Raw genomic sequence first — 20,175 nt, 5'->3', positions numbered from 1 at the left:
TCACTCGTTGGGTTCAACATTTTCTACCCTGGCCTTGAGCTTCTGGCCAGGCCGGAAGGTCACCACGCGGCGGGCGCTGATAGGAATATCCTCGCCCGTCTTGGGGTTGCGTCCGGGACGCTGATTCTTCTCACGAAGGTCAAAGTTACCGAAGCCTGAAATCTTGACTTGTTCACCACGCTCAAGCGCCTGTCGGATTTCCTCAAAGAAGGCTTCCACCATATCTTTGGCTTCACGCTTGCTCATCCCGAGCTGGGTGAACAGGTGCTCTGCAATGTCGGCTTTGGTAAGCGCCATAGATCAATCCCTCAAGGATGCATTCAACTCTTCACCAAGGGCCCGCACGACATTGTCTACGGTCTCGGCAATCTCTTTCTCCTCCAGGGTGCGCTGGGTGTCTTGCAATACAAGACTGATGGCCAGGCTCTTCTTGTCCTCTGCCATACCAGCACCCTGGTATACGTCAAACAAGTTTATTCCAACTACCTGATTTCCGCCAACTTTTTTAATTACCGCAAGCACATCACCTGCCAGAACCTGACGATCGACCACGACGGCAATGTCGCGACGGTTCGCCGGGAACTTGGAAACTTCGGCAGCCACAGGCACCTTGGCCGGGGTCAGCTTGTCCAGCTCCAGCTCAAACATCACCGCGCGGCTCTTGAGGCCCAGCTTCTTCTCGAGGCTCGGGTGGATCACGCCGATGTGGCCGATGATCTCGCCATTGCGCAGGATGGCTGCGCTCTGGCCCGGGTGCAGGGCGCTGTGCTCGGTGCGCTCGAAGGTAAAGGTGGCCCCTTCGGCGGTCAAGTCCAGCACCGCTTCCAGATCCCCTTTCAAATCAAAGAAGTCGGCTGCGCGGGTTTTGATATCCCAGTGCTCGTCGCTCTGGTTGCCAGTGATGATACCGGCCAGCATCGGCTCCTGACGGATGCCATTCTCGGCGCTTTCATCCTTGATGAAACGCAGACCCTGTTCGAACAGACGCACCCGCGGCTGCTGACGGTTCTGATTGTAAACGACAGCCTGCACCAAACCCGGGAACAGAGAGACCCGCATGGCGGACATCTCGACCGAGATCGGGTTCGGCAGCACGATGGCATCGCTCTGCGGGAACAGGGTTTGCTGGGTCTTGGGATCAACGAAGCTATAGGTGATCGCTTCCTGGAAACCGCGGTCAACCAGCAGGTCGCGTACGCGCTTCAAGGTCACCTGCCCTTCTGCCTGCTCCACCATCGCCAGAGAGGCGGCGGGTTTCAGGTTCGGGATGTTGTTGTAGCCGTAGATGCGAGCCACTTCCTCGATGAGGTCTTCCTCGATGGCGATATCGAAACGCCAGGAGGGTGCCAGCGCAGTCCAACAGTCAGCATCCACAGTAACCTGCATGCCAAGGCGAGTCAGGATCTCGACCACCTGAGCGTCAGCCACGCTGATACCGATCACCTTGTCGAGCTTGCTGCGACGCAGCTTGATGGGAGCCGCTTTCGGCAGATGGGCATCGGATTTGACCTCGATGACCGGACCCGCTTCGCCGCCGCAGATGTCCAGCAGCAGGCGAGTTGCACGGTCCATCACCTTGGCTTGCAGCTGCGGATCCACCCCGCGCTCGAAGCGGTGGGAGGAGTCGGTGTGCAGACCGTAAGTACGGGCACGGCCTGTGATGGAGAGCGGCGCGAAGAAGGCGCACTCCAGCAGGATGTCGGTGGTGGTCTCGGATACACCGGTGCGGTTACCACCGAAGATACCGGCCATACAGGCAGGACCTTTGGCATCGGCAATCACCAGGGTGGTCTCTTTGAGCTTCACTTCGTTGCCGTCGAGCAGGGTCATCGGCTCATCGGCGTGGGCGCGACGCACCACCAGTTCCCCTTCCAGGGTAGCCAGATCGAAGGCGTGCATCGGCTGACCGTATTCCAGCAGCAGGTAGTTGGTGATGTCGACGATGGCGTCGATGGAACGAATGCCGCCACGGCGCAGCTTCTCTTGCATCCAGAGCGGGCTCTGGGCCTGCAGGTTCAGCCCCTTGATGACGCGACCCAGATAACGGGGGCAATCGGCGGTTGCTTCAACCCGGATCGGAAAAGTCGCGTCAATGGTGGCAACAGCCGGCGCCCAGGTCGGCTCGACCACGTCCACGCTGTTGAGCACGCCAATTTCACGAGCCAGACCGGCGATACCGAGGCAATCGGCACGGTTCGGAGTCAGATCCACATCGATGGATACGTCGTTCAGATTGAGGTAGTCGCGAATATCGGTACCGATGGGGGCATCGGCCGGCAGCTCAATGATGCCATCAGCTTCAACGTCGATACCCAGCTCGCTGAAAGAGCAAAGCATGCCGTGAGACGGCTGGCCACGCAGCTTGGCTTTCTTGATGGTGAAATCACCCGGCAGGGTCGCCCCTACTTTGGCCACACACACTTTCAAGCCCTGACGGCAGTTCGGCGCGCCACAGACGATGTCCAGCAGCTCGGCTTCACCCACGTTGACCTTGGTCACCCGCAGCTTGTCGGCGTCCGGATGCTGGGCGCACTCGACCACTTCACCCACCACCACATTGTTGAACTGGCCAGCAACCGCTTCCACGGCGTCCACTTCCAGACCGGCCATGGTGATCTGCTCGGCCAGTGCGTTGTCACTCAACTCGGTGCGGACCCACTCCATCACCCAGGATTTACTGAATTTCATGTTCTCTCGCCCTTACTTGAACTGCTTGAGGAAGCGCAGGTCGTTTTCGAAGAAGGCACGCAGGTCGTTGACCCCGTAACGCAGCATGGTCAGGCGCTCAACGCCCATGCCGAAGGCAAAACCGGAGTATTTTTCCGGATCGATGCCGACCGAACGCAGTACGTTCGGGTGCACCATGCCGCAGCCCAGCACTTCCAGCCACTTGCCGTTCTTGCCCATCACGTCTACTTCGGCGCTCGGCTCGGTGAACGGGAAGTAGGAAGGACGGAAGCGAATGGTCAGGTCTTCCTCGAAGTAGTTGCGCAGGAAGTCGTGCAGGATGCCCTTCAGCTCGGTAAAGCTGGCATGCTCGTCAACCAGTAGACCTTCAACCTGATGGAACATCGGGGTGTGGGTCATGTCGTAGTCGTTACGATAGACGCGGCCCGGTGCAATGATGCGGATCGGCGGCTGCTGATGCTCCATGGTACGGATCTGCACGCCCGAGGTGTGGGTACGCAGCATCAGATCAGGATTGAAGTAGAAGGTATCGTGATCGGTACGCGCCGGGTGATGAGCCGGAATGTTCAGCGCATCGAAGTTGTGGAAGCCATCTTCAATCTCGGGACCACGGGCAACCTTGAAGCCCATCTCGCCAAACAGGCGCTCGATGCGCTCGATGGTGCGGGTTACAGGATGCAGACCGCCATTCTCGATGCGGCGACCCGGCAGGCTGACGTCGATAGTCTCGGCAGCCAGCTTCTGGTTCAGCACGGCGACTTCGAGCGCTTCACGACGCTCGTTCAGCGCATCCTGAACCTGCTGTTTGGCCTGGTTGATCACGGCGCCCGCGGCGGGACGCTCTTCGGCAGACAAGGCACCCAGGCCCTTCATCTGCTCGGTAAAAAAGCCCTTTTTACCCAGATATTTGACCCGGATTTCGTCGAGGGTAGCGATATCGCTCACGCCCTCAATTTCGGCTCTGGCTTGGCCGACTACTTCTTCAAGCTGTTGCATGTCTTCCTCGTCACCACTCCCGGTACAGGAGCCTTTAGGCTAAATAAGGTCAAGAGGGGAATAATACAAAAAAAGCCCCTTCGCTGACCATAGTTAAGGTGGGCTTTTCTCCCTACAAATCATTTTGTTATATCAAGCGAGTCTTATCGGTTCACCGCAACTCCTTAAATAGTGGAACAAACATCCAGTTTGTTGGCATATAAAGCGGTTGTAGAATCGGTCATCTCGCACATATCACCTTATGTGGAGAAATATGTAGCGCGTGTAAAACAGTGGACAGAATATGGACGAGAGAAAGGAAAAAGTGATGTAAAAACGTGAATGACAGATACAAAAAAGGAGGCCTGAGCCTCCTTTTAGCGTTTATAACAGAACTGGATTAAACCAGAGCTGCTTTAGCTTTTTCAACCAGGGCGGTGAAAGCCATTTTGTCGTGAACAGCGATATCGGACAGGATCTTGCGATCGATCTCGATAGAAGCCTTCTTCAGACCGTTGATCAGACGGCTGTAGGACAGACCGTTCTGACGGGCTGCAGCGTTGATACGCGCAATCCACAGCTGACGGAACTGACGCTTTTTCTGGCGACGGTCACGGTAGGCATACTGACCAGCTTTGGTTACCGCTTGTACCGCTACGCGGTAAACACGGGAACGGGCGCCGTAGTAACCTTTGGCGGCTTTCATTACTTTCTTGTGACGAGCTCGAGCAGTCACACCACGTTTAACTCTTGGCATTTTTCACATCCCCCCTTATGCGTACGGCAGACAAGCGACAACACGTTTGTGGTCGGCAGCAGAAACCATAAATTTCGGTCCCAGCTGACGCTTACGCTTGCTGCTCTTCTTGGTCAGGATGTGACGCAGGTGGTTGTGCTTGCACTTGAAGCGACCCGAGCCAGTCTTCTTGAAGCGCTTTGCAGCACCCCGGTTGGTTTTCATCTTCGGCATTTCATACTCCGCATTGTGAGTGACAACAAAATCGCAAGGCGAACCAACTCGTGGGGCAAGCCCCATGAGTCAATTTCTTGTGGGCCTTAAGATTTCTTCTTAGGTGCGAGGACCATCACAGCTTGACGGCCTTCGACTTTCGGGAACGATTCGACTACGGCCAACTCTTCCAGATCGTTCTTGACGCGCTCGAGAACCTTGATACCAAGATCCTGGTGGGCCATTTCACGACCACGGAAGCGCAGGGTGACCTTAGCCTTGTCCCCGTCTTCCAGAAAGCGAACCAGGTTGCGTAGTTTTACCTGATAGTCGCCTTCGTCAGTGCCAGGACGGAATTTGATTTCCTTAACCTGGACGACTTTCTGCTTTTTCTTCTGTTCTTTGGTTGTTTTGCTCTTTTCGTAGAGGAATTTGCCGTAATCCATGATCCGGCAAACGGGCGGCTCAGCATTTGGACTGATCTCTACCAGATCAACTCCGGCCTCTGCGGCCAAGTTCAGAGCATCCTGAATGGAGGTGATGCCAATGGCTTCACCATCCAGACCAGTCAGACGAACTTCTTTCAGACGGATCTCTTCATTGATCCGGTGAGCGCGGGCTTGCGGTTGCTTGCCCAGTTTTTTTCCGCCTTTTATAGCTTATTCCTCCACTTTCTTTTGTCCGCGGGTCTGCACTTCCTGGGTCAACAGAGCGATGAACTCTTCAACAGGATAAGTGCCCAGGTCAGCCCCTTTACGAGTCCGTACTGCAATCTTACCGGCTTCAACTTCTTTATCGCCGCAGACCAGCATGAAAGGTACTCGCTTCAAAGTATGCTCGCGGATTTTAAAGCCAATCTTCTCATTTCTCAAGTCCGCTTTTGCGCGAAGGCCCGCATCATTCAATGCTTTGGCTACTTTCACCGCATAATCGGCCTGATTGTCCGTGATATTCATGACCACAGCCTGAGTCGGTGCCAACCAGGTCGGGAACAGACCGGCGTACTCTTCAGTCAGAATACCGATGAAGCGCTCGATAGAACCCAGGATGGCCCGATGGATCATCACGGGTACATGGCGATCGTTGTTTTCGCCCACATAAGTGGCACCCAGACGACCAGGCAGGGCAAAGTCGAGCTGCACGGTACCACATTGCCACGCACGATCAAGGCAATCGTGCAGGGTAAATTCAATTTTGGGACCGTAGAACGCCCCTTCACCCGGCTGCAGATCGTACTTCAGACCGTTGAGCTCCAGCGCTTCGGCCAGAGCTTTCTCGGCTCGATCCCACATCTCGTCGGAGCCGATACGCTGCTCGGGACGAGTGGAGAGCTTGACCACGATGTTCTCGAAGCCAAAGGTACCGTAGACGTCATAGACCATACGAATACAGCCGGAGACCTCTTCCATGATCTGCTCTTCGGTACAGAAGATGTGAGCGTCATCCTGAGTGAAGCCGCGCACCCGCATCAGACCGTGCAGGGAACCGGACGGTTCGTTGCGGTGGCAAGAGCCAAACTCGGCCATCCGCAGCGGCAGATCGCGGTAGGATTTCAGACCCTGGTTGAAGATCTGAACGTGACCCGGGCAGTTCATCGGCTTGATGGCGTACTCGCGGTTCTCGGACTGGGTGGTGAACATGGCCTGGGCATATTTCTCCCAGTGACCTGAACGCTCCCACAGGACGCGGTCCATCATGAACGGACCTTTCACTTCCTGATAGTCGTACTCTTTGAGCTTGCCGCGGATGAAGGTTTCCAGCTCGCGGAAGATGGTCCAGCCATCGTTGTGCCAGAACACCATACCGGGTGCTTCTTCCTGCATGTGATACAGGTCGAGCTGCTTGCCGATCTTGCGGTGGTCGCGCTTGGCGGCCTCTTCCAGACGCTGCAGATAGGCCTTGAGCTGCTTCTTGTCAGCCCAGGCAGTACCGTAGATACGCTGCAGCATCTTGTTGTTGGAGTCACCGCGCCAGTAGGCGCCGGACATCTTCAGCAACTTGAAGTGGTGGCAGTGACGCATGTTGGGCACGTGCGGGCCGCGACACATGTCGATGTACTCTTCATGATGATAGAGACCTGGCTGGTCATCACGGGCAATGTTCTGATCCAGGATTTCGACTTTGTAAGACTCGCCGCGCGCCTCGAATACATCGCGCGCTTCTTGCCAGGAGACTTTCTTCTTGATGACGTCGTAATCCTTGGCTACCAGCGCCAGCATGCGCTCTTCCAGGGCAGCCAGATCTTCATCGGTCAGGGTACGGTCAAGATCAACGTCATAGTAGAAGCCGTTGTCGATGACAGGACCGATGGCCATCTTGGTCTGGGGCCAAAGTTGCTTGATAGCATGACCCAGCAAGTGGGCGCAGGAGTGGCGCAGGATGTCCAGACCTTCTTCGTCTTTGGCGGTGATGATGGCCAGCGCAGCATCGGCTTCGATCAGCTCGCACGCATCCACCAGTTCACCGTTTACCCGACCGGCAATGCACGCCTTGGCGAGACCGGGACCGATGTCCGCAGCCACATCCATGACGGAAACAGAGTGGGCAAATTGACGTTGGCTGCCGTCAGGCAGAGTAATGATTGGCATTATGTGTTTCCTTATACAGTGGTGACCCCTACCAAAGGTCACATGCGGGATGGAAAAGAGATTCAAAAAGGTGATGTTTTGGTTCTCCACAGCACTTTGCGAAGACGGCCTGACACGTAAACCACATGTCTAACGTGACAAACCAAGCCAAAACGGCCCCATGCTACCAGAAGTCGGGCGTGCTGTATCGGATTTGCAGATATTTTCTACAGTCAAATGAGTCGCCTGCCGACTATTCACCAAGCAGAGATTGCCAGTTGAAGTCAAAGTCACTGCTCCCCTCCTCGGCCAGCGCCAGCTCTTGCAGCACCTGAAGCGCCAGCTTGTTGCCCTTTTGTGCCGCCTGATAGAGCCACTGTTTCGCCTGAGGCAGATCGACCCTGCCGCTGACCCCCATCAGATGAAGCACACCGACTTTCAGCATGGCCGGGACATCACCATTACGGGCAGCCTGATCCATCCAGTGAAAGGCTTGGCGCAGATCTCGCTTGACCCCGACACCGCGCAGATAGAGCTCTGCCAGCCGATATTGGCCGAAGGGATCCCCTGCCAGCGCCGAATTACGATAGAGCGTGATGGCCCGGCTGATATCCTGCTCGCTCCCCTGCCCCACTTCATGGCTCCAGCCCATCAAGGCTTGCGCCCGAGGTTGGCCTTGATCGGCCAGTGGCGACCAGATCCGGGTCGCCTCATCGAAATGACCGGTACGCCAGGCACGGTTGGCAGCAGCCATCTCCTGCTCGGTGGAGAGCGGAAGCAGACGCCAGATAACCAGCGCAATCAGACCGATAAATAGCCAACGGGAAATGGTGGGGCGCATGATGATTTCCGTGATCCAGTTCTCATTTCGTCTATGTAAACGAAATGTAGCGTTGCGATCAAGCAAGAGATCCCTACGACAACCCTTTTTGCACCCGCTCGATCAGCAGTTGTTGTCATTTATCCGGAGCACCTGCAAAATAACTGTATGTATAAACAGTATCGGTGCACACCATGGCAGGACGAGGCAGCCCCCACAATATCGATCACCGTTTTAGCGGCCCCCTTGTCGAAGCGGTTGATGACGGCTGGCAATCGTCCGATTGGGATGCCACCTTCACTCCTTCTGTGCCTGGCACCGAGGTGCGGGAGATCGATGCACGCAGCATCATCAGCTACAACAGCTCGCCGGATGTCCCCTTTGGTCGCTCCATCAACCCCTATCAGGGGTGCGAACACGGCTGCATCTACTGCTATGCCAGACCCAGCCACGCCTATCTGGAGCTCTCCCCCGGTCTCGATTTCGAGAGCAAGCTGTTTGCCAAACGCAATGCAGCCGACCTGCTGCGCCGGGAGTTTGCCAAACCGGCCTATCAGCCACAGACCATCTTCATTGGCGCCAATACCGACCCCTATCAACCCATCGAGCAGCGCTATCGCCTCACCCGGCAGTTGCTGGAAGTGATGCTTGCCCACCGCCATCCGGTCGGGCTCATTACCAAGAGCGCCATGATCTTGCGCGACCTCGATCTGTTGACCGAGCTGGCCAGAGAGGGACTGTGTCAGGTGATGGTGTCGGTGACGACCTTGAACGAAACCCTGCGACGACAGCTGGAGCCCCGCGCCAGCACGGGTGCCGGCCGCTTGAAAGTGATCGAGAAGCTGGCCAACGCTGGCGTGCAGGTGGGGGTTCTGGCCGCCCCCATGATCCCGCGGCTCAATGAACCGGAGCTGGAGCAGATCATCAAATCGGCCGCCGAGGCTGGCGCCAGCTGCGCCGATTATATCCTGCTGCGGCTGCCCCACGAGTTGGCGCCGCTATTTGGGGACTGGCTCGATACCCACTATCCGGGCCAGAAGGAGGCTATTTTGAATCAGTTGCGAGCCAGCCGCGGTGGCGGGCTCAACAGTACCGCCTTCGGCACCCGCATGCGCGGTGAGGGGCTCTTTGCCGATCTGCTGGCCCAGCGCTTTCGCCTTATCAGCAAGCGCCTTGATCTGGGCAAACGCCATATTCAGCTCAGGCTGGATGGGTTTATCCGCCCCGGGGAGCAGCTGTCGCTCTTCTAAATCCCCCTGCTCACGCCCTTCACACATCAGGCGTGCCAAGAGGTTGAGAGGAAGGCCTGCCGCAACACATCCTGTGGAAACCCCGCTTTTCAGAATTTTCCAACGAAGTAGCCATGTCGCGACAAGAAAGCGCTACCCGCTAAAGAGAGGGCTAACGCCTTAGCCTGCGCGCTGATCCCGACCCTGTTGCACCATTTCAACCGGTAGTCGCGAGGGTTCATGAGCCACTTCGTGCTCATCCTCTTCATACTGCGCCACCTCTGACTCGCCCCATACCCGGCTCCACCAAATTTCCCACGTGATCCAACTGGTCATATGCAGCTCCTGACGGTGAAGGTGATGGCAACAACGCACCACTCGCCTGGCAGGATAGCGGCAGGGAATGACAGGGAAATGACAAAAAAATCACTTGTAAAAAGGCAACTGGCGGTGGTGAGGAAAAGCCGAAACAGTTCACATATTCGGCGAAATCATCCTGAAAGCGGTCACAAATCTGCAGGTTGTGGATTGCAGCTCACTCTGTTCCCGCCAAAGCTGGCTTGCCCATTCAGGCATCTATAAAAACAGAGACACAATAATGAAACACACAGCGGGAATATGGGCGATCGCAGGCATGCTGATCGCCCCCTTGGCGCACGCCGACGTCATACTGCACGCCTTCAACTGGAAGTACAGTGAAGTGACCGCCAAAGCCGACCTTATCAAGTCGGCCGGTTACAAACAGGTACTCATCTCGCCGCCTCTCAAGTCATCAGGCAACGAGTGGTGGGCTCGTTACCAGCCGCAGGATCTGCGTCTTGTCGACTCCCCTCTTGGCAACAAGCAGGATCTCGAGCAGCTGATCGCCGCCATGAAGGCGCGGGGTATCGCCGTCTATGCCGATGTGGTGCTCAACCACATGGCCAACGAAAGCTGGAAACGCAGCGATCTCAACTATCCTGGCAACGAGCTGCTGCAAAGCTACGCCAGCAACCCGGCCTATTTCGAGCGCCAGAAACTGTTTGGCGATCTGGGGCAAAACTTCCTCTCCGGTCAGGATTTTCATCCCGAAGGGTGCATCAGCGACTGGAGCGATCCGGGTCATGTCCAGTATTGGCGACTCTGTGGTGGTGCCGGTGACAAGGGGCTGCCTGATCTGGATCCCAATAACTGGGTGGTAAGCCAGCAACAGGCCTATCTCAAGGCACTCAAGGGGATGGGGATCAAGGGTTTTAGGGTCGATGCGGTCAAGCACATGAACGATTACCAGATCAATGCCATCTTCACCCCCGAAATCAAACAGGGGATGCATGTCTTTGGCGAGGTGATCACCACAGGGGGCGCAGGCAGCACCGATTACGAGCGCTTCCTCAAACCCTACCTCGACAGCAGCGGCCAGGGAGCCTATGACTTTCCGCTGTTTGCCTCCCTGCGCGGTGCCTTCAGTTACGGTGGCAGCATGAACCTGCTGGCGGATCCGGGCGCCTATGGTCAGGCGCTGCCGGGCAGTCGCGCCGTCACCTTTGCCGTGACCCACGACATCCCCACCAACGACGGCTTCCGCTATCAGATCTTAAGCCAGACTGACGAGAAGCTGGCCTATGCCTACCTGCTCGGCCGCGATGGTGGCTCGCCGCTGGTCTATTCGGATCACGGCGAGACTCAAGCCAAGGATGGACTGCGCTGGCAGGATTACTACCAGCGCGCCGATCTCAAGGGGATGATCCGCTTCCACAATGCGGTGCAGGGTCACCCCATGCAGCTGGTCGGCAGCGGTGACTGCTTTGTGCTGTTCAAACGGGGCAAGCAGGGGCTGGTCGGCATCAACAAGTGCGACTACGAGCAGGAGTATTGGCTCGATACCGCCAAATTCGAGATGAACTGGTATCGCAACTATCGTGACGTGCTCGACCAAGGCGCCGTGGTCAACGTGCAGAGCCAGTGGGTACGGGTCGCCATTCCCGCCCGCAGCGCCAGAATGTGGCTGCAGGAGTGATCCAGCCGTAAGATCAGCGGAGAGTCATAAAAAGCAGACAAATAAAAAGAGCGACCACCAGGGTCGCTCTTTTTGCTCAGAGACGTTGCTCGGGTAACAGGTGACGATTACTCGTCGCCCGCTTCCCCAGCATCGACCGCATCAGTGCCGGTCGCGGTATCGGTACCTTCAGATACCTCACCGTCAACGGCCAGCGCGTCGTTCTCGTCTTCGTCGCTCTCGGCGATGCGCTGCAGGCCAACCACGGTCTCGTCTTCACCGGTACGGATCAGACGTACACCGCCGGTGTTACGGCCAATGACGCTCACCTCGGCAACACGGGTACGCACCAGAGTACCGCCGTTGGTGATCAGCATGATCTGGTCGGTATCTTCGACCTGGATCGCATCGATCACCTTGCCATTGCGCTCATCCACCTTGATGGAGATAACGCCCTGGGTACCACGGCTCTTGGTCGGGTATTCGGCCAACGCAGTCCGCTTGCCGTAACCGTTCTCGGTGGCGGTGAGGATGGCACCTTCGCCGCGCGGAACGATGAGGGAAACCACCTTGTCACCGGCGCCCAGCTTGATGCCGCGCACCCCGGCTGCGGTACGACCCATGGGACGCACGCCCTTGAAGGTACCCTTGCTTTCGGTGCCTTCGCCGTTGTCGCTGCCATCATCATCGTTACCGGCGTCATCGTCGGTTTCGACCTCATCGCTGACATCCGCATCGGCGCGACCGCTGCCTTCGGCGAAGCGAACGACTTTGCCCGCGTCGGAGAAGAGCATGATCTCGTTGCTGCCGTCGGTGATATCCACCCCGATCAGCTCATCACCCTCTTTGAGGTTGATGGCACGAATACCGGAGGAGAGCGGACGGCTGAAGTCAGATAGACTGGTCTTCTTCACGGTACCGTTGGCGGTGGCAAAGAACACATACTTCTCGGCGTCATACTCCTTCACCGGCAAGATAGCGGTGATACGCTCACCCTCTTCCAGCGGCAGCAGGTTGATGATCGGACGACCACGGGCGCCACGGGACGCCTCCGGCAGCTGGTAAACCTTGAGCCAGTAGACCTTGCCACGGGTGGAGAAGCACAGAATGGTGTCGTGGGTGTTGGCCACCAGCAGACGCTCCACAAAGTCCTCTTCCTTGATCCGGGTGGCCGACTTGCCACGACCACCACGGCGCTGGGCCTCGTAGTCGGAGAGCGGCTGATACTTCACATAGCCCTGGTGAGACAGGGTAACCACCACGTCTTCCGGGGTGATCAGATCTTCGATGTTGATCTCGGCACTGGACATGCTGATCTCGGTGCGACGCTCGTCGCCATACTGCTCACGCACAGCCAGCAGTTCATCGCGGATCACTTCCATCAGACGAGCCGGGCTCGCCAGGATGTGCAGCAGCTCGGCGATCAGATCCAGCAGAGATTGGTACTCTTCCAGGATCTTCTCGTGCTCGAGGCCGGTCAGCTTGTGCAGACGCAGGTCAAGGATGGCCTGGGCTTGCTGTTCGGTCAGGAAGTATTGGCCTTCACGGATACCGAACTCGGGTTCCAGCCACTCTGGCCGTGCCGCGTCGTCGCCCGCTTTTTCCAGCATGGCGGCCACGTTGCCAAGTTCCCAGCCCTTGGCAACCAGGCCCGCTTTCGCGTCGGCCGGGGTCGCGCTGTGGCGGATCAGCTCGATGATGGGATCAATGTTGGCCAGCGCAACCGCCAGACCTTCCAAAATATGCGCCCGATCCCGCGCCTTGCGCAGTTCGAACACGGTCCGGCGAGTCACCACTTCACGGCGGTGCAGCAGGAACGCATCCAGGATCTCTTTAAGGTTCATCACCTTGGGCTGGTTGTTATCGAGCGCCACCATGTTGATGCCGAACGTGGTCTGCATCTGGGTGTGCTTGTAGAGATTGTTCAGCACAATCTCGCCGGACTCGCCGCGCTTGATCTCGATAACGATGCGCATGCCGTCTTTGTCAGACTCATCGCGCAGGGCACTGATGCCCTCGATCTTCTTCTCTTTGACCAGCTCGGCGATCTTCTCGATCAGTCGAGCCTTGTTCACCTGATAGGGGATCTCGTGAACGATGATGGTCTCGCGACTGGTCTTCTCGTCCACTTCCACTTCAGCTTTGGCCCGCACATAGATGGAGCCACGACCGGTACGGTACGCCTGCACGATGCCGGAACGACCGTTGATAATGCCGCCGGTGGGGAAATCCGGGCCGGTGATGTAGGTCATCAGCTCGTCAATGGTGAGGTCGCCGTTTTCGATCAGCGCCAGGCAGCCATTGACAATCTCGGTGAGGTTGTGAGGCGGAATGTTGGTCGCCATGCCCACCGCGATACCGGAGGAGCCGTTGACCAGCAGGTTGGGAACCTTGGTAGGCATGACAGCCGGGATCATCTCGGTGCCGTCATAGTTCGGCACCCAGTCCACGGTCTCTTTGTCCAGATCGGCCAGCAGCTCGTGGGAGATGCGGGCCATCCGCACTTCGGTATAACGCATCGCCGCGGCGCTGTCGCCGTCGACTGAACCGAAGTTGCCCTGACCATCGACCAGCATGTAACGCATGGAGAAATCCTGCGCCATCCGGACAATGGTGTCATACACAGCGCTATCGCCGTGCGGGTGATATTTACCGATTACGTCACCGACCACACGGGCCGATTTTTTATAGGGCTTGTTCCAGTCGTTCCCCAACTCGTTCATAGCAAACAGAACGCGGCGGTGAACCGGTTTCAAGCCATCACGCACATCCGGCAGAGCTCGTCCTACGATCACGCTCATGGCGTAATCAAGATAGGAACTCTTGAGCTCTTCTTCGATGTTGACCGGCGTGATCTCTCTGGCCAGATCGCTCATAGAAAGCCTTATCCCTAATTAGTTGTTCTTTGGCTTAAACAGCGCGACATGGTAACACACTGAGCCAAATACCTTAAGCCACAAATCGGGTATCAGATCGGGCTGGTGTGACAAAGTCCGTCCGTTATAATGCCCGCCAGGACAATAGATTGCGCCCATGACTCAGCAGCGGGCGCCCTGCCACAGGATCTTCGAAAAATGAACAGTGATGCCAATGTCGATCTGACAGAAATCGCCAAGTTTGAAGCCATCGCCTCCCGCTGGTGGGACATGGAAGGTGAATTCAAACCCCTGCATCAAATCAATCCGGTACGCCTTGACTGGATCACCGACAAAAGTGGCGGTCTGTTTGGCAAGCGCATGCTCGATATAGGGTGTGGTGGTGGCATCCTCTCCGAGAGCATGGCCCGCCGTGGCGCCAGGGTCACCGGCATCGACATGGGCAAGGAGCCCCTCGGCGTCGCCCGCCTGCACGCCCTGGAGCAGGGTGTCGAGCTCGAATATCGCCAGATCACCGCCGAAGCCCATGCCGCCGAAGTACCGGGCCAGTATGACGTGGTCACCTGCATGGAGATGCTGGAGCATGTGCCGGACCCCGCCTCCGTGTTGCGCGCCATCGCGACTCTGGTACGCCCGGGCGGCCGGGTGTTCGTCTCCACCATCAACCGCAGCCCCAAATCCTATCTGATGATGATCATCGGGGCCGAGTACCTGATGAAGATGGTGCCCAAGGGTACCCACGATCACAAAAAATTCATCACCCCGGCCGAACTGTGTCGCATGGGTGAAGCGGCTGGCCTGCTGGTGCGGGATATGAGCGGTGTGCACTATGCACCGCTCTCCAACAGTTTCAAGCTCGGCAAGAATGTCGACGTCAACTATATGGTGGAGTTTGTCCGCTCGGAGCAAGGTTGATGAACGCCTCTCACCCTCTGCCCCTGCGCGGTGTGCTGTTCGATCTGGATGGCACCCTGCTCGACACAGCCCCGGATCTGGGTGCCGCCGTCAACCACGTGCTGATCAGCGAAGGCTTTGCGCCGCTCTCTGACGACATCATTCGTCAGACCACCTCCCACGGAGCGCTCGGGCTGCTGAAAGCGGGCCTCGGCGATGAACTGCTTGAAGAGCTGGGGGCCACGCGCCTGCGCAATGCCCTGCTCGACTACTACGCGGCCAATCTCTGCGTCGGTACCCGTCCCTATGAGGGAATGGTGGATCTTATCGAGTGGCTCGACGAGAAACAGCTCCCCTGGGGTATCGTCACCAACAAGCCGGGCTTTCTCACCGAGCCGCTGCTGGCAGCCCTGCCAGAGCTTGCCAGCTGCGGCGTCACTGTCAGTGCCGATACCCTGCCAGTACGCAAGCCCGACCCCTCCCCCATGTTCTTTGCCTGTGAGAAGCTGGGGGTCGAGGCGGCTCACTGCCTCTATGTGGGGGATCATGTGCGGGATATCGAAGCAGGCCGCAATGCTGGCATGCGCACCGCCGTCGCTGGCTGGGGCTATCTCAATGATGAGGAAGATCCCGCCCAGTGGGGCGCCGATCTGCACTTTGATACCGTGCAGGCCCTGCACCACTGGCTGCGCTATGAGTTGACGGCCAAAGCGTAACGCGCAGCCTTACCGGCTGATATGCGATAACGGGGCGAAGAGACTCTTCGCCCCTTGCATCTCTTCCTTTACGCTCCTGCGTCCTGCGCCACCATCACGCCCCTATTCATGGATAATAAAGGCAGCTTTCCGCCTGTTGGATACCCATTTGACAAGCTCGCAGCCGTCACAAAACGGCCACAAACCACCGTTATCTGATGCAAAGCCCTTGCCACGCTGAACCCGCGGCTACGACAACTGGACAGCTTTTGACCCTTGTTGCATAAGGGATAATCAGCCGCCGTTTGCTAGTAAAAAGCCCCCCGTTTCGCAAGCAAAAAAAGTTATTTAAATTTTCCATCTTCGATCGGGAGACTTGCATTTAGCGGAGCGGACGAATGAAAACCCGCTCACTGTGAGCGGTCACTAACTGATGGGGCAAGACTCACAATTTATCCACAGCTCGTCACTTATCCACACATTGCAATGGCGGGCTGACCTCACTATCTTGTAGCTCGAACTTAAAATAACACTACATCTTGTGATTCATCGCACAATCTCTACCCAACTCCCGCACACCGCCGGAGCCTGGGTGGCGCCATTGTGCGATGGTTTTTCGGGAATCAACTGAAGGTCATCAGCCAATGAACTTGTTTGTGACGAAGCGTAACGGACACAAAGAACCCATCGATCTGGATAAAATTCACCGCGTGCTGGACTGGGCCGCCGAAGGGCTCGACAACGTGTCGGTCTCCCAGGTAGAGCTCAAATCCCACATCCAGTTCTATGACGGTATCCGTACCGCCGACATTCACGAAACCATCATCAAGGCGACGGCTGACCTCATCTCCGAGCAGACCCCGGACTACCAGTACATGGCAGCCCGTCTGGCCATCTTCCACCTGCGCAAGAAGGCCTACGGCCAGTTCGAACCGCCCCACCTCTACCAGCACGTGGCTCGTCTGGTGGACATGGGCAAATACGACAAGCACCTGCTGGAAGACTACACCCAGGCCGAATTCGAAGAGCTGAACACCCATCTGGATCACTGGCGCGACATGGATTTCTCCTACGCGGCAGTCAAACAGCTGGAAGGCAAATATCTGGTCCAGAACCGCGTCACCGGCGAGATCTACGAGAGTCCGCAGTTCCTCTACATCCTGGTTGCGGCCTGCCTCTTCTCCAAGTATCCGAAAGATACCCGTCTGGACTACATCAAGCGCTTCTATGATGCGGTCTCGACCTTCAAGATCTCCCTGCCGACCCCGATCATGAGCGGCGTGCGCACCCCGACCCGTCAGTTCAGCTCCTGCGTACTGATCGAATGCGACGACAGCCTGGACTCCATCAACGCCACCGCCAGCTCCATCGTGCGTTACGTTTCCCAGCGCGCCGGTATCGGCATCAACGCTGGGCGCATCCGCGGTCTGGGCAGCCCCATCCGTGGTGGCGAAGCGTTCCACACCGGTTGCATCCCCTTCTACAAATACTTCCAGACTGCCGTGAAGTGCTGCTCCCAGGGCGGCGTGCGCGGCGGTGCGGCCACACTGTTCTACCCGCTGTGGCACACCGAAGTGGAAAGCCTGCTGGTGCTGAAGAACAACCGCGGCGTGGAAGAGAACCGTGTTCGTCACATGGACTACGGCGTGCAGATCAACAAGCTGATGTACCAGCGCCTAATCAAGGGCGGTGACATCACCCTGTTCTCCCCGTCCGATGCGCCGGGTCTGTACGATGCCTTCTTCGCCGATCAGGACAAGTTTGAAGAGCTCTACGTCAAGTACGAGCAGGATCCGGCCATTCGCAAGAAGACCCTGAAAGCGGTAGACCTCTTCTCCCTGATGATGCAGGAGCGTGCCGGTACCGGTCGCATCTACATTCAGAACGTCGATCACTGCAACACCCACAGCCCGTTCGACCCGAGCGTGGCGCCGGTACGCCAGTCCAACCTCTGCCTCGAGATTGCGCTGCCGACCAAGCCGCTCAACAACATCGACGACGAGAGTGGCGAAATCGCCCTGTGCACCCTCTCCGCCTTCAACCTGGGTGCCATCGAGAAGCTGGAAGATCTGGAAGAGATGGCCGATCTGGCCGTACGAGCCCTCGATGCCCTGCTCGACTATCAGGATTACCCGATTGCCGCCGCCAAGAAGGGCAGCATGGGCCGTCGCACCCTGGGGATCGGCGTCATCAACTACGCCTACTACCTGGCCAAAAACGGTGCCCGTTACTCCGACGGCTCCGGTCTGGCCCTGACTCACCGCACCTTCGAGGCCATTCAGTACTACCTGCTGAAAGCCTCTGTGCAGTTGGCCCGCGAGTTCGGCCCCTGCCCGCTGTTTGGCGAGACCACCTATGCCCAGGGCATCCTGCCCATCGACACCTACAAGAAGGATCTGGATGCGCTGTGCAACGAGCCGCTGCATCTGGATTGGGAAAGCCTGCGTGAAGAGATCAAGTCCGTGGGCTTGCGCAACTCAACCCTGACCGCCCTGATGCCGAGCGAGACCTCCAGCCAGATCTCCAACGCCACCAACGGCATCGAGCCGCCACGCGGTCTGGTGTCGGTCAAGGCCTCCAAAGACGGCATTCTCAAACAGGTGGTGCCCGAGTATGATCGCCTGAAAGATCAATACGAATTGCTCTGGAAGCAACCGAGCGTTGACGGCTACCTGCAGCTGGTCGGTATCATGCAGAAGTTTGTGGATCAGGCGATCTCCGCCAACACCAACTACGACCCTGCCCGTTTCGAAGGCAACAAGGTACCGATGAAACAGCTGCTCAAGGACTTGCTGACCGCCTACAAATACGGCCTCAAGACCCTGTACTATCACAACACCCGTGACGGTGCGGACGATGCCCAGACCGATCTGCAAGATGACGGTTGCGCTGGCGGGGCTTGCAAAATCTAAGTCACGGCAAGAGCTGATAACCGGGCGGGAGCGACAAGCTCCCGCTCTCCTGTTTTCTCTATTCACATATTCTGGTAACCATGGCCTATTCAACTTTCTGCCAAACCCAAAACGACCAGCTCAAAGAGCCGATGTTTTTTGGCCAATCGGTCAACGTAGCCCGTTATGATCAACAAAAGCACGAAGTGTTCGAGCGGCTGATCGAGAAGCAACTCTCCTTCTTCTGGCGCCCGGAAGAGGTGGATGTCTCCCGTGATCGCATCGACTATCAGGCCCTGCCCCCCCACGAGCAGCACATCTTCATCTCCAACCTGAAGTACCAGACCCTGCTGGACTCCATTCAGGGTCGCAGCCCCAACGTGGCGCTGCTGCCGCTGGTCTCCATTCCGGAGCTGGAAACCTGGATCGAGACCTGGGCCTTCTCCGAGACCATCCACTCTCGCTCCTACACCCATATCATCCGCAACATCGTCAACACCCCCGCCCAGGTGTTCGACGACATAGTGACCAACGAGCAGATCCTCAAACGCGCCGGCTCCATCAGCCACTTCTACGACGACCTTATCGAAGCGACCGCCCTCTACAACCTGCACGGTGAAGGAACCCACACCGTTGCTGGCCGCGAGGTGACCATCACCTTGCGTGAGCTCAAGAAGAAGCTCTATCTCTGCCTGATGAGCGTCAACGCGCTGGAAGCGATCCGCTTCTACGTCAGCTTCGCCTGCTCCTTTGCCTTCGCCGAGCGCGAGCTGATGGAGGGCAACGCCAAGATCATCAAAATGATCGCCCGCGATGAGGCACTGCACCTGACCGGTACCCAGCACATGCTGAACCTGATGCGCAGCGGTCAGGATGACCCGGAGATGGCCGAGATCGCCGCCGAGTGCGAACAGGCCTGCTTCGAGCTGTTCAAAGAGGCGGCCATTCAGGAGAAAGAGTGGGCTGAGTACCTGTTCCAGGGCGGCTCCATGATCGGCCTGAACAAGGACATCCTCTGCCAGTACGTCGAGTACATCACCAACCTGCGGATGGCCGCCGTCGGTCTGCAGCCAGCCTTTGCCGGCACCAAGCAGAACCCGATCCCCTGGATCAACACCTGGCTCTCCTCCGACAACGTGCAAGTCGCCCCGCAAGAGGTGGAGGTAAGTTCCTATCTGGTGGGTCAGATCGATAGCGAAGTAAATGCCGACGATCTGGGTGATTTCGAGCTGTGAGTGACGCCACCAACACGCTGACCCCTGCCCCGCACGCGCCTGCCGAACAGCAAGCGGTCGTGGCACCACGGGTACATACCCGGGATGGTGCCGTGCTGCACTCCCATCCCGGCGAAAGCGTGTTGGAGACCCTGGAGCGCCATGGTCATCATGTGGAGTTCCAGTGTCGCAGCGGCTATTGCGGCGCCTGCCGCACTCCGCTGATAGCCGGCAAGGTGCACTATCCTGCGGTGCCGCTGGCATTTGTCGCCCAAGGGGAGTGCCTCCCCTGCTGCTGCAAACCGGTCGGCGCCATCCGGCTGGATATCCAGAAGAGCTGACGCAGCCACAGACTGGCAACTCGCACAAAATAGAAAGCCGCCGGAGCAATCCGGCGGCTTT

General features: G+C 57.6%; 17 protein-coding genes. 7 read left to right on the top strand and 10 right to left on the bottom strand.

Going from position 1 to position 20,175, the window contains the following annotated elements; all coding sequences use genetic code 11:
• The 8 genes from ihfA to AACR14_RS03580 form a co-directional block, all read right to left on the bottom strand.
• Positions 1–297 (bottom strand): integration host factor subunit alpha, encoded by a 297-nt coding sequence (gene ihfA, locus AACR14_RS03615; protein ID WP_005300715.1) that lies wholly within the window; start codon positions 295–297, stop codon positions 1–3.
• Between the two features lie 3 nt (positions 298–300).
• Positions 301–2,688 carry a phenylalanine--tRNA ligase subunit beta gene (gene pheT, locus AACR14_RS03610; RefSeq protein ID WP_019445152.1) on the bottom strand — a complete coding sequence of 796 codons (2,388 nt, stop codon included), beginning with the start codon at positions 2,686–2,688 and terminating at the stop codon, positions 301–303.
• A gap of 12 nt (positions 2,689–2,700) precedes the next feature.
• Entirely contained in the window at positions 2,701–3,684 is a 984-nt protein-coding gene (gene pheS, locus AACR14_RS03605) for a phenylalanine--tRNA ligase subunit alpha (protein ID WP_005336686.1), read from the bottom strand.
• Between the two features lie 379 nt (positions 3,685–4,063).
• On the bottom strand, positions 4,064–4,420 hold the full coding sequence (gene rplT, locus AACR14_RS03600; RefSeq protein WP_005336687.1) for a 50S ribosomal protein L20: 357 nt from the start codon (positions 4,418–4,420) through the stop codon (positions 4,064–4,066).
• Positions 4,421–4,435: 15 nt separating this feature from the next.
• On the bottom strand, positions 4,436–4,633 hold the full coding sequence (gene rpmI / locus AACR14_RS03595; RefSeq protein ID WP_005336688.1) for a 50S ribosomal protein L35: 198 nt from the start codon (positions 4,631–4,633) through the stop codon (positions 4,436–4,438).
• Between the two features lie 86 nt (positions 4,634–4,719).
• Positions 4,720–5,250, bottom strand: coding sequence for a translation initiation factor IF-3 (gene infC, locus AACR14_RS03590; RefSeq protein WP_196783562.1), 531 nt, complete (start codon positions 5,248–5,250; stop codon positions 4,720–4,722).
• Between the two features lie 21 nt (positions 5,251–5,271).
• On the bottom strand, positions 5,272–7,200 hold the full coding sequence (gene thrS / locus AACR14_RS03585) for a threonine--tRNA ligase (protein WP_005336690.1): 1,929 nt from the start codon (positions 7,198–7,200) through the stop codon (positions 5,272–5,274).
• 232 nt (positions 7,201–7,432) lie between these two features.
• A complete protein-coding gene (locus tag AACR14_RS03580; RefSeq protein WP_019445151.1) occupies positions 7,433–8,020 on the bottom strand; it encodes a tetratricopeptide repeat protein in 588 nt (195 codons plus the stop codon).
• A gap of 173 nt (positions 8,021–8,193) precedes the next feature.
• On the opposite strand from AACR14_RS03580, the gene AACR14_RS03575 reads away from it, so the two are divergent.
• The gene (locus tag AACR14_RS03575) at positions 8,194–9,249 is read left to right on the top strand and encodes a PA0069 family radical SAM protein (RefSeq protein WP_019445150.1); all 1,056 of its coding nucleotides are present in this window, start codon (positions 8,194–8,196) and stop codon (positions 9,247–9,249) included.
• Positions 9,250–9,408: 159 nt separating this feature from the next.
• On the opposite strand, the gene AACR14_RS03570 is transcribed toward AACR14_RS03575, so the two are convergent.
• The gene (locus tag AACR14_RS03570) at positions 9,409–9,564 is read right to left on the bottom strand and encodes a hypothetical protein (protein ID WP_019445149.1); all 156 of its coding nucleotides are present in this window, start codon (positions 9,562–9,564) and stop codon (positions 9,409–9,411) included.
• Between the two features lie 262 nt (positions 9,565–9,826).
• Between AACR14_RS03570 and AACR14_RS03565 the strand changes: the two genes are divergently transcribed.
• The gene (locus tag AACR14_RS03565; protein ID WP_041201819.1) at positions 9,827–11,224 is read left to right on the top strand and encodes an alpha-amylase family protein; all 1,398 of its coding nucleotides are present in this window, start codon (positions 9,827–9,829) and stop codon (positions 11,222–11,224) included.
• A 107-nt stretch (positions 11,225–11,331) separates the two neighbouring features.
• Here AACR14_RS03565 and gyrA read toward each other — a convergent pair whose 3' ends face one another.
• Positions 11,332–14,079 carry a DNA topoisomerase (ATP-hydrolyzing) subunit A gene (gene gyrA / locus AACR14_RS03560; protein ID WP_019445148.1) on the bottom strand — a complete coding sequence of 916 codons (2,748 nt, stop codon included), beginning with the start codon at positions 14,077–14,079 and terminating at the stop codon, positions 11,332–11,334.
• Between the two features lie 198 nt (positions 14,080–14,277).
• Between gyrA and ubiG the strand changes: the two genes are divergently transcribed.
• The 5 genes from ubiG (at position 14,278) to yfaE (ending at position 20,114) form a co-directional block, all read left to right on the top strand.
• A complete protein-coding gene (gene ubiG, locus AACR14_RS03555) occupies positions 14,278–14,994 on the top strand; it encodes a bifunctional 2-polyprenyl-6-hydroxyphenol methylase/3-demethylubiquinol 3-O-methyltransferase UbiG (protein WP_019445147.1) in 717 nt (238 codons plus the stop codon).
• On the top strand, positions 14,994–15,689 hold the full coding sequence (locus AACR14_RS03550; protein WP_019445146.1) for an HAD family hydrolase: 696 nt from the start codon (positions 14,994–14,996) through the stop codon (positions 15,687–15,689). Before ubiG ends, AACR14_RS03550 begins: the two co-directional genes overlap by 1 nt.
• A gap of 623 nt (positions 15,690–16,312) precedes the next feature.
• Positions 16,313–18,580 (top strand): class 1a ribonucleoside-diphosphate reductase subunit alpha, encoded by a 2,268-nt coding sequence (nrdA, locus tag AACR14_RS03545; protein WP_005352124.1) that lies wholly within the window; start codon positions 16,313–16,315, stop codon positions 18,578–18,580.
• Between the two features lie 80 nt (positions 18,581–18,660).
• On the top strand, positions 18,661–19,794 hold the full coding sequence (nrdB, locus tag AACR14_RS03540; protein ID WP_019445145.1) for a class Ia ribonucleoside-diphosphate reductase subunit beta: 1,134 nt from the start codon (positions 18,661–18,663) through the stop codon (positions 19,792–19,794).
• Positions 19,791–20,114 carry a class I ribonucleotide reductase maintenance protein YfaE gene (gene yfaE, locus AACR14_RS03535; protein ID WP_019445144.1) on the top strand — a complete coding sequence of 108 codons (324 nt, stop codon included), beginning with the start codon at positions 19,791–19,793 and terminating at the stop codon, positions 20,112–20,114. The genes nrdB and yfaE overlap by 4 nt, the downstream gene beginning before the upstream one ends.
• Positions 20,115–20,175: the final 61 nt, after the last annotated feature.

Source organism: Aeromonas sp. 159 (assembly GCF_963862045.1).
In the GTDB taxonomy this organism is placed as follows: Bacteria; Pseudomonadota; Gammaproteobacteria; order Enterobacterales; family Aeromonadaceae; genus Aeromonas; species Aeromonas veronii.
This window is presented reverse-complemented; position numbering and strand designations above follow the sequence as displayed.